Here is a 9503-nt window from a genome sequence, read left to right on the forward strand (position 1 = left end):
CGCAAGTGGCGAAAGCACGGCTTGATGCTGTGTGCGCTCGTAAAGCGGAACAGCTTTCATTACAATTGTGCCCTTAACAAATTTCGTCTTACCAACCACACAGGTTGCATCATGGCATTGATCGTCCAGAAGTACGGCGGCACCTCGGTCGGCACACCCGACCGTATCAAGAACGTCGCCCGCCGCGTCGCCAAATTCAAGGCCCAGGGGCACGACTTGGTCGTGGTCCTGTCCGCAATGAGCGGCGAAACCAACCGCTTGATCGCGCTTGCCAAAGAGATCCAGGCCAATCCGGATCCGCGCGAGCTCGACGTGATCGTTTCCACCGGTGAGCAGGTCACCATCGGCCTGTTGGCCATGGCGCTGAAGGAACAGGGCATCGAAGCCAAGTCCTACACCGGCGGCCAGGTGAAGATCCTCACCGATTCGCTGCACACCAAGGCCCGTATCCAGTCGATCGACGATACCGCCATGCGTGCCGACCTCAACGCTGGCCGCGTGGTCATCGTGGCCGGTTTCCAGGGCGTGGATGCGGAAGGCAACATCACCACGCTGGGCCGTGGTGGCTCGGATACCTCGGGCGTGGCGCTGGCCGCCGCGCTGAAGGCAGACGAATGCCAGATCTATACCGATGTCGATGGCGTATACACCACCGATCCGCGCGTCGTACCGGAAGCCAAGAAGCTCAAGACCATCACCTTCGAGGAAATGCTCGAGATGGCCAGCCTGGGTTCCAAGGTGCTGCAGATCCGCTCGGTTGAATTCGCCGGCAAATACAACGTAAAACTGCGCGTGCTCTCCAGCTTCCAGGAAGAAGGCGAGGGCACGCTGATCACTTTCGAGGAAGACCCGAACATGGAAAAGCCCGTCGTCTCCGGCATCGCATTCAACCGTGACGAAGCCCGTATCAACGTGATCGGTGTGCCGGACAAACCCGGCATTGCCTACCAGATCCTCGGCCCGGTGGCAGATGCCAATATCGACGTGGACATGATCATCCAGAACGTCGGCCAGGACGGCACCACTGATTTCAGCTTCACGGTGCCCAAGGGCGAATTCGCCCGCACCATCAAGGTACTGGAAGGCGTGCAGGCCCACGTGGGCGGCAAGAGCGTCAACGGCGACGACAAGATCTGCAAGGTGTCCATCGTTGGCGTGGGCATGCGCTCGCACGTGGGCGTGGCTTCCACCATGTTCCGCACCCTTGCCGAAGAAGGCATCAATATCCAGATGATCTCGACCTCGGAAATCAAGATTTCCGTCATCGTCGATGAAAAATATCTGGAATTGGCTGTGCGTGTATTGCACAAGGCATTCGGCCTCGACCAGGCCAAATAAGCATTTCCGGCTTTGCCGGGTGTGGTTTCGGGCCATTGGCGCAATTTTTTGTGCATGGCCCGCAAACCGGCGCAATGTTGTTTGTTATTGATTTTGCAGGTGTTTGATCCGGCAGTATCCGGCCCGATGCATTTGAAAGCGGGCCCGCAGTGAAATCGTCATTTGACGGCTGCCGGAACCCTAGGTAATATCCGGCTTCCCTTGACGGAGATGTGGATGAGTGGCTGAAATCACCTCCCTGCTAAGGAGGCATACGGGCTTAAACCTGTATCGAGGGTTCGAATCCCTCCGTCTCCGCCAAGACCTTCCTTCGGGTTGGTGTAGGAAGTAGTAAAAAGCAGCAAACAGTGCACCCGTAGCTCAGTTGGATAGAGTATCTGGCTACGAACCAGAGGGTCGGGCGTTCGAATCGCTCCGGGTGCACCACTTCTGCTTTACCACGTACTATCCCTTCTGCAGTACCTCGCAACATCCCATCAATACCCCATCCAGCAGTACCGTAATACTTCCCGCTTCAGCTTCACTAATTGCCTTGCATCAGATTTGTTGCTGAATGCTTCAGACTGTTTGCGCATTGCGTTGCCGCATCCATCCGCTTGCCCCTGGATGCAATCACTGCATGCAAATCAATACAAACCGCGCATGAAAAACGCCGCGTGCTGTTGCACGCGGCGCAGTCGTGAAATGCATGCCTGGCTACAGGCTGAGCGCAAGCCGCGTGCCCGATTCAATCGCGCGCTTGGCATCGAGCTCGCCGGCAAATTCCGCGCCGCCGATCTTGTGTACGCGCACGCCGCTTTGCGCCAGCTTATCGAACAACTCCGCCACCGATTCCTGCCCGGTGCAGATCACCACCTGATCGGCCGGCAGGCATTGCTCTTGCCCCTTGATGCGGACGTGCAGCCCGGCATCGTCGATCTGCAGGTATTCCGCGTTGGCCAGCAGGTTTACGCCGCGTTGCTGCAGTGCCAGCCGGTGCACCCAGCCGGTGGTCTTGCCGGGGCCGCTGCCGGGCTTGCCGGGCTTGCGCTGCAGCAGCCAGATAGTGCGCTGATTGTGGTGGTGCACAGCCGGCTGCAGGCCCCCAGCGCTATCCAGATGCTGGTTGATACCCCATTCGTTCAGGTAATCGTTGACCGGTGTGGTTTCCACCGCCGGTTCGGACACCATTACCGCGGTATCCACGCCGATACCACCGGCACCGATGATTGCAATGCGCGCAGCAGGCGCCACCTTGCCGGAAATCAGGTCCGGGTAGCTGACCACCTTGGGATGATCGATGCCGCTGATGGCCGGCGTGCGCGGGCGCACGCCGGTACTGACCACCACTTCATCAAAGCCGGCCAGCTGCTGCGCGCCGGTAATCGGCGTATTCAGCCGGATGGTTACCCCGGCTTCGGCCAGCTGGTAGCTGTAGTAGCGCAGCGTTTCCCTGAATTCATCCTTGCCCGGGATATGGCTTGCCAACCTGAACTGGCCGCCGATGGCATCACCGGCTTCGAACAGCGTGACTGCATGGCCGCATTGCGCGGCGGTCAGCGCACACGACAGGCCGGCAGGGCCGGCGCCGATCACCGCGACGTGCTTGCGCTGCACCGCGGGCCGGATGGCGAATTCATCCTCGCGGCATGCGCGCGGGTTCACCAGGCACGATGCCTTCTTGCCCTCGAATACATGATCCAGGCACGCCTGGTTACAGGCAATACAGGTGTTGATGGCCTGTGGCTTGCCGGCCGCCGCCTTGGCGACGAAATCCGCATCCGCCAGCAGCGGCCGCGCCAGCGATACCATGTCCGCGTCGCCAGCGGCGAGTATGGCCTCGGCAATCTCCGGCGTATTGATGCGGTTGACCGCGATCAGCGGGATGTTCACATGCGGGCGCAGTTGCCGCGTCACCCAGGCAAAGCCGCCGCGTGGCACTGCCTGTGCAATGGTTGGCACCCGGGCCTCGTGCCAGCCGATGCCGGTGTTGATGATGGAGACGCCGGCCGCTTCCAGTGCCTGTGCCAGCTGGATTGCCTCGGGCAGTGCGCCGCCGCCTTCCACCAGATCCAGCAACGACAGGCGGAAGATCACGATGAAATCGCTGCCTACCGCCGCGCGCACCGCGTTGACGATGGCCAGTGGCAGCCGCATGCGGTTCTCGAAGCTGCCGCCCCATTCGTCATCGCGCTGGTTGGTGCGGGTCACCAGAAACTGGTTCAGCAGGTAGCCTTCGCTACCCATGATTTCCACGCCGTCGTAGCCGGCCTGGCGCGCCAGTCGGGCGCAGCGGGCAAAATCGGCAATGGTGGTCTCAATCTCGGCCACGCTCAGCGCATGCGGGGTGAATGGCGAAATCGGCGCGGTGATGGCAGACGGCGCAACGGATTCCGGATGGTATGCATAGCGGCCGGCGTGCAGGATCTGCAGGCAGATCTTGCCACCGGCAGCGTGAACTGCGCGGGTGACTGGCATGTGGTGTGGCAGGTCGGCTTCACTGGCCAGCATTGCAGCGTCCGGATAAATCCGCCCGGCCGCATTGGGGGCAATGCCGCCGGTAACGATCAGGCCCACCCCGCCACGGGCGCGCTCGGCGTAGAACGTGGCAAGCTTTTCAGCACCGTCGGCCGCTTCTTCCAGCCCGGTATGCATCGACCCCATCAGTACGCGGTTCTTCAGCGTGGTAAATCCCAGATCCAGCGGGGCCAGCAGGTGCGGGTAAGCAGTCATCGGTCACTCCATGAAACGATTGTTTCAAGCACGCTATCACTGTGATGCGCGCTGGGTATTGGGGTTTACGCTGGCATCGCCATTTGCATGGCTGGCGCCCAGCGGCAATGCGCCGTCTACCCGGTATTCAACTTAGGCCATTACAGGGCGGCTGGCGGTATTGCTGATGAATCACACCAGGCTGCTTTGCCGGAAGCATCGGTGCCCGTGCCGGCGGCTAATTGCATCTCGGCAAACCTGAGCCCTTGCCGGGTTAAAACGTCGCCTTCCGGCGCTCAAGCTGTCAAAATGGCGCCATGTCCGCACAGATCATCCAAGGCCCGAGGGGCCGATTCATCAGCGTCGAAGGGGTCGATGGCGCTGGCAAGAGCACCCAGTTGGCCTGGGTGGCCGACTGGCTGGCCGCGCAGGGCATCCGTTTCATCAATACGCGCGAGCCCGGTGGCACCCCGCTGGGCGAAAAGCTGCGTGCCTTGCTGCTGTCCGAACCCATGCACCTGGAAACCGAAGCGCTGCTGATGTTCGCGTCGCGGCGCGAGCATCTGGCCGAGGTGATCGAACCGGCGCTGGCACGCGGTGACTGGGTGCTGTGCGACCGTTTTTCCGATGCCACCTATGCCTACCAGGGGGGCGGCCGCGGGCTGGATCTGGCCAAATTTGCCGCACTGGAACACTGGGTGCAGCAACGCGGCGATCTGCTGCTGCAACCACACCTCACGCTGCTGTTCGATGTGCCGCCCGAAGTGAGCGCTGCGCGCATGGCCGGCAGCCGCGAGCTGGATCGCTTCGAGCGCGAAGCTGCCGATTTTCATACCCGCGTGCGCGATGCCTACCTGCGCCGCGCCGAACAAGACCCGGCGCGTATCAAGGTGGTGGATGCCAACCGCGGTATCGAGGCCATCCAGCAGGAACTGGCTGCGCAACTGCCGCAATGGCTGGCCGCATGAGCGCGTTCGAGCTCTACCCCTGGCAACACGAAGCGTGGGCGCAACTGATGCACGATCCGGCACGGCTGCCACATGCGCTACTGTTGACCGGCGAGCCCGGTATCGGCAAACGCCGCTTTGCCGACCGGCTGGCTGCGTGGTTCCTGTGCGAAGCCGCAGACCGCAGTACCGCACCGTGCGGCGGGTGCGATGGTTGCCGCTGGCAACTGGCTGGTAACCACCCGGACTTCCGGCTGCTGTCGCCCGATGACGGCGAAGCCGACGAGAGTGAAGAGGGTGCCAAGCCTGATACCAAGGCCAAGAAAAAATCCGCCATCATCAATGTCGAGAACGTGCGCGAGCTGACCGACTTCGTGCAGCTCACCTCGCACCGCGCCGGCAGCCGCGTTACCTTGGTGTGCCCGGCGGAAGCCATGAATACCGCCGCAGCCAATGCCTTCCTGAAAACGCTGGAAGAGCCGCCGCAAGGCGCACGTTTCATCCTGGTATCACATCACTGGCGGCGCCTGTTGCCCACGGTGCGCAGCCGTTGCCGCGTGTTTGCGTTGCCGCAGCCCGATCTGGCCGCTGCCAGCCAGTGGCTGGCGGAACAGGGCGTGGTCGACCCGGCGCTGCATCTGGCGCATACCGGTGGCTCGCCGCTGGCCGCGCTGGAGGATGCCAGTGCCGAATGGTTGCCGCTGCGCGCCAGCCTGCTGGAGCACCTGGGCAACCCCGGCGCGCTCGATGTACTGGCCGTGGCGGCGGAGTTCGACCGTGCCAAGGTGGAAATGGCGCTGTTGGTCGAATGGCTACAGAAATGGGTGCATGACCTCGTCAGCTTGGGGCTGACCGGGAAAGTTCGCTATTATCCAGATTGTCGCGAAGCCTTGTCGCGTCTGGCGCCACGCGCCGCCGGCATGACCGCTTATGCAGAGCGGCTGTTCGATGCGAAGAAACTTGCGCATCACCCGCTGAATGCACGGCTCGTGATCGAGTCGTTGCTGTTTGATTACCTCGCCGCGCTGAAAAGCGCCGGGAGCCCCCGATGACCGAAGCCCCAAAGCCGCCCGTAAACCGCCCGGGCGTGCTGTCGCTCAATATCAAGGAAAAGGCCGCGCTGTACGCGTCCTATATGCCCTTCATCAAGGGGGGTGGCATTTTCATTCCTACCGCCAAGCCCTACAAGCTGGGGGACGAAGTATTCATGCTGCTGTCGCTGCTGGACGACCCGGCCAAGATCGCCGTATCCGGCAATGTGGTGTGGATCACGCCGGGTGGCGCACACAACAACCACCAGCAAGGTGTGGGCGTGCAGTTCTCGGCCAATGAGGCAGGCGCGCAGGCCCGCAACAAGATCGAGGGTTTGCTGGGCGGGTATCTGCAGTCCTCGCGCACGACGCATACGATGTAATCGGCACTGGCTTGGCGTTGTTTGCCAAGCCTTGCCTATCTTGCGGGGCAATTCAGGTATTAACAACTGCGGCGCGTTGGTTTTGGTGCCGCTTCCGCGCGGCGGATGGCCGCCCTGCGAGCAGGTCAAGGGGGCGTCTCGTGACCCCCTCAACAATCCCGGCGCCCCTACTGAAGCACTCCCTGCAGGAGTCTCCTGCGCTGCCAGGCTGTATGCTGGCAAAGGCGGGGTGGCGCGTAGGCTGGTGATGTCTAAGCTTTGCCGCCTGGCGATGCGGGACGCACTCCCGCCCTAAACGGCATGCAGTGCGAATGTGCTGCATAGCCGCTAAACCTCTCTATGCCCGTGTGCAAACCACACAGCGCAATGTAACCACCACACCCTGCAACCTTTTACCCCACTGTCTGTCCCCCATGCAGTGCTAAAATCCCCGCTAACCCCTCATTGCCAGCTCACCATGTTCGTCGACTCTCACTGCCACATCAATTTCCCCGATCTTGTTGCCGATCTCGATGGCAAGCTCGCTGCCATGCAGGAGAACAAGGTCACGCATGCGCTGGTGGTGTCCGTGAACCAGCCCGATTACCCAAGCGTGCTGGCACTGGCGGACGCGCAGTCCAATCTGTTTGCATCGGTGGGCGTGCATCCGGACTACGAAGACACCATCGAGCCCACGGTGGCTTGGCTGGTGGCAGAGGCACAGCACCCCAAGGTGATTGCCATTGGCGAAACCGGGCTTGATTACTACCGGCTGGAAGGCGATCTGGAGTGGCAGCGCGAGCGGTTTCGTGTGCATATCCGCGCTGCGCAGCAGACTGGCTTGCCGCTGATCATCCACACCCGTTCGGCATCGGAAGACACCATCCGCATCCTGCACGAAGAAGGGCAGGGCAAGGTCAACGGCGTGATGCATTGCTTCACCGAGAGCTGGCAGGTGGCGCAGCAGGCGATGGCGCTGGGCTTCTATATTTCCTTTTCCGGCATCGTCACCTTCAAGAAGGCGGAAGCGCTCAAGGAAGTGGCCAAACTGGTGCCGCTGGAACGCATGCTGATCGAAACCGATTCGCCCTACCTCGCACCGATGCCATTCCGCGGTAAAACCAACCAGCCGGCCTGGGTGAAGCATGTAGCCGAGCACATTGCCGATCTACGCGGCATCAGCGTGGCCGAAGTGGCGGAGGCCACAACGCACAACTTCTTCACGCTGTTTGCCAAGGCCGGGCCGCGCCCGGCGGGCCCGCTGTAATGAGCATCCCGGTCGAAATCACCCTGCTGGGTGTCGGCTCCAGCGGCGGCACGCCGGCGCTGGGCTGCACCTGCAGCACGTGCACTTCGGCCGATCCACGCAACCAGCGCACGCGTGCATCCGCGGTGTTCCGCGCCGGCGGGCAAACATTCCTGATCGATACCGGCGCGGATCTGCGCCAGCAGGCGCTGCGCGAAAAGCTGCTGCATGTCGATGCCGTACTGTATACCCATCCGCATGCCGATCACTTGCATGGCATCGATGACCTGCGCGCATTCTGCTGGCTGCAAAAGGCCGCGCTGCCGGTATATGGCAACACACTGGTGGCCGAGCACATCAGCAGCCGTTTTTCATACACGCTGCTGTCTCCCAACAATTACTGGGATAAACCGGTACTACAGCTCAACGAAATCGACAATGCGCCGTTCGGGTTTGCCGGCGTTACCATCACACCCATTCCGGTGCTGCACGGCAAATGGCCGATACAGGGTTTCCGTATCGGCAATGTGGCGTATATCACTGATGTATCCGAAATCCCCGAAGACAGCTACGAGCGGTTGCAAGGGCTGGATCTGCTGATCCTCGATTGCCTGCGCGAGCAACCGCACCCCACGCATTTCGGCGTGGCGCAATCCATCGCCGCCGCACAGCGCATCGGCGCGCGCCGCACCGTGTTCATCCATATGACGCATGAACTCGAATACCATGCGCTGTCTGCCCGCCTGCCGGATGGCATCGTGGTGGGCTATGACGGCATGCGCCTGTCCGCCGAATGATCGCTACTGACTGAAACCAGATACCCGCCAGGCAAACCACCATGACCCGACGATTGAATGTGCTTGGCCAACCACTGATCCCCTGCAGCCTTGATCCGCTGACCGGCTTCATGCGCGATGGCTGCTGCGCCGATTGCGATGATGATCCTGGCAAGCACACCGTATGCGCGCGCATGAGTGCGGATTTCCTCGCTTACTCCAGATCGCGCGGCAATGATTTGTCCACACCGCGCCCGGAGTTCGGCTTTGCCGGTCTCAAGCCCGGTGATCAATGGTGTTTGTGCGGGCTGCGCTGGGTAGAAGCACTGATGGATGGCCAGGCGCCACCCATCCTGCTGGCCGCCAGTGACGAGGCGATCCTGGATCATGTATCGCTGGAAACACTGGTACTGCATGCGGTAGACCGCCCGCCGCTGCACTGAGCCGGCTGTGCCATCCCACCCCGCCGTCAGCGCATTGCGCGCTGGCGCGTTATTGCTGTTTGCCGTTCAACCGTTGAGTTCAATGCGTTATCTCTCTTCATTGGTCATCCTGGCCATGCTGCTGTCGCTGGGTGCCTGCCAGCGTGTCGACCCCAACTCGCCGCAAGGCAAGCGCCAGGCAGACATGAAGCAACTGCTGCGCCTGTCCGAAACCCTCAGCGGCATGACGCGTGGCCGGCAACCCTTCGTCGCCGCAGATTTTGCCAACACCGCCAGGCTGCTGCAGCAGGCCGCCAGCAAGCCTTGGGCACACTTTCCGGAATACACCTCGGCACAGCCGGCAGATGCAAATGCCGCCAAGGCCTTTACCAAGGCCGCCGCTGATTTCCAGCAAGCCACGGATCACCTGAACGCCGCCGCAGCCAGTGGCAAGCTGGAAGATGTGCGCGCGCCCATGCTGCGTGTGGAAGACAGCTGCAGCACTTGCCACCGGGTATTCCGCCCGCAGTGAATCGACGTGGAATGCGTGCATCGGATTCGCCCGCTGTCGTTTCCTGTCGGATGCACACGCCATCAACAGCCTCAACAAAGTCACTGAACGCCTTTCCAAAAAGTCTGGTGCTGCATTTGCCTAAAGGGCACTTCCAAAAACCCCACACTCAGCCCATT

At 61.6% G+C, this 9503-nt stretch carries 9 protein-coding genes and 2 tRNA genes; 10 read left to right on the forward strand and 1 reads right to left on the reverse strand.

Annotated features, from left to right (window positions below):
• Positions 1 to 111: 111 nt before the first annotated feature.
• The 3 genes from IGB42_RS19830 to IGB42_RS19840 all read left to right on the forward strand — a co-directional run bounded on the left by IGB42_RS19830 (position 112) and on the right by IGB42_RS19840 (position 1764).
• Complete coding sequence (locus IGB42_RS19830) at positions 112 to 1338, forward strand: aspartate kinase (protein ID WP_159674991.1); 1227 nt, start codon at positions 112 to 114, stop codon at positions 1336 to 1338.
• Positions 1339 to 1544: 206 nt separating this feature from the next.
• Positions 1545 to 1638, forward strand: a tRNA-Ser gene (locus IGB42_RS19835).
• Between the two features lie 49 nt (positions 1639 to 1687).
• Positions 1688 to 1764, forward strand: a tRNA-Arg gene (locus tag IGB42_RS19840).
• A gap of 270 nt (positions 1765 to 2034) precedes the next feature.
• Here the strand turns inward: IGB42_RS19840 and IGB42_RS19845 are convergent.
• Positions 2035 to 4050: an NADPH-dependent 2,4-dienoyl-CoA reductase gene (locus IGB42_RS19845; protein ID WP_159674993.1), complete on the reverse strand. Its 2016-nt coding sequence runs from the start codon at positions 4048 to 4050 to the stop codon at positions 2035 to 2037.
• 296 nt (positions 4051 to 4346) lie between these two features.
• Here IGB42_RS19845 and tmk point away from each other — a divergent pair, with 296 nt between their 5' ends.
• The 7 genes from tmk to IGB42_RS19880 all read left to right on the forward strand — a co-directional run bounded on the left by tmk (position 4347) and on the right by IGB42_RS19880 (position 9345).
• Positions 4347 to 4997: a dTMP kinase gene (gene tmk / locus IGB42_RS19850; protein ID WP_159674995.1), complete on the forward strand. Its 651-nt coding sequence runs from the start codon at positions 4347 to 4349 to the stop codon at positions 4995 to 4997.
• Positions 4994 to 6028, forward strand: coding sequence for a DNA polymerase III subunit delta' (gene holB / locus IGB42_RS19855; RefSeq protein WP_159674997.1), 1035 nt, complete (start codon positions 4994 to 4996; stop codon positions 6026 to 6028). Before tmk ends, holB begins: the two co-directional genes overlap by 4 nt.
• Positions 6025 to 6390, forward strand: coding sequence for a PilZ domain-containing protein (locus IGB42_RS19860; protein WP_159674999.1), 366 nt, complete (start codon positions 6025 to 6027; stop codon positions 6388 to 6390). The genes holB and IGB42_RS19860 overlap by 4 nt, the downstream gene beginning before the upstream one ends.
• 457 nt (positions 6391 to 6847) lie before the next feature.
• Positions 6848 to 7636 carry a TatD family hydrolase gene (locus IGB42_RS19865; RefSeq protein ID WP_159675001.1) on the forward strand — a complete coding sequence of 263 codons (789 nt, stop codon included), beginning with the start codon at positions 6848 to 6850 and terminating at the stop codon, positions 7634 to 7636.
• The gene (locus IGB42_RS19870; protein ID WP_159675003.1) at positions 7636 to 8412 is read left to right on the forward strand and encodes an MBL fold metallo-hydrolase; all 777 of its coding nucleotides are present in this window, start codon (positions 7636 to 7638) and stop codon (positions 8410 to 8412) included. Before IGB42_RS19865 ends, IGB42_RS19870 begins: the two co-directional genes overlap by 1 nt.
• 41 nt (positions 8413 to 8453) lie before the next feature.
• A complete protein-coding gene (locus IGB42_RS19875) occupies positions 8454 to 8834 on the forward strand; it encodes a DUF2237 family protein (RefSeq protein ID WP_159675005.1) in 381 nt (126 codons plus the stop codon).
• Positions 8835 to 8916: 82 nt separating this feature from the next.
• Positions 8917 to 9345 (forward strand): cytochrome c, encoded by a 429-nt coding sequence (locus tag IGB42_RS19880; RefSeq protein WP_159675007.1) that lies wholly within the window; start codon positions 8917 to 8919, stop codon positions 9343 to 9345.
• Positions 9346 to 9503 lie beyond the last annotated feature (158 nt).

The organism is Andreprevotia sp. IGB-42 (genome assembly GCF_009848685.1).
Lineage (GTDB): Bacteria > Pseudomonadota > Gammaproteobacteria > Burkholderiales > Chitinibacteraceae > Andreprevotia.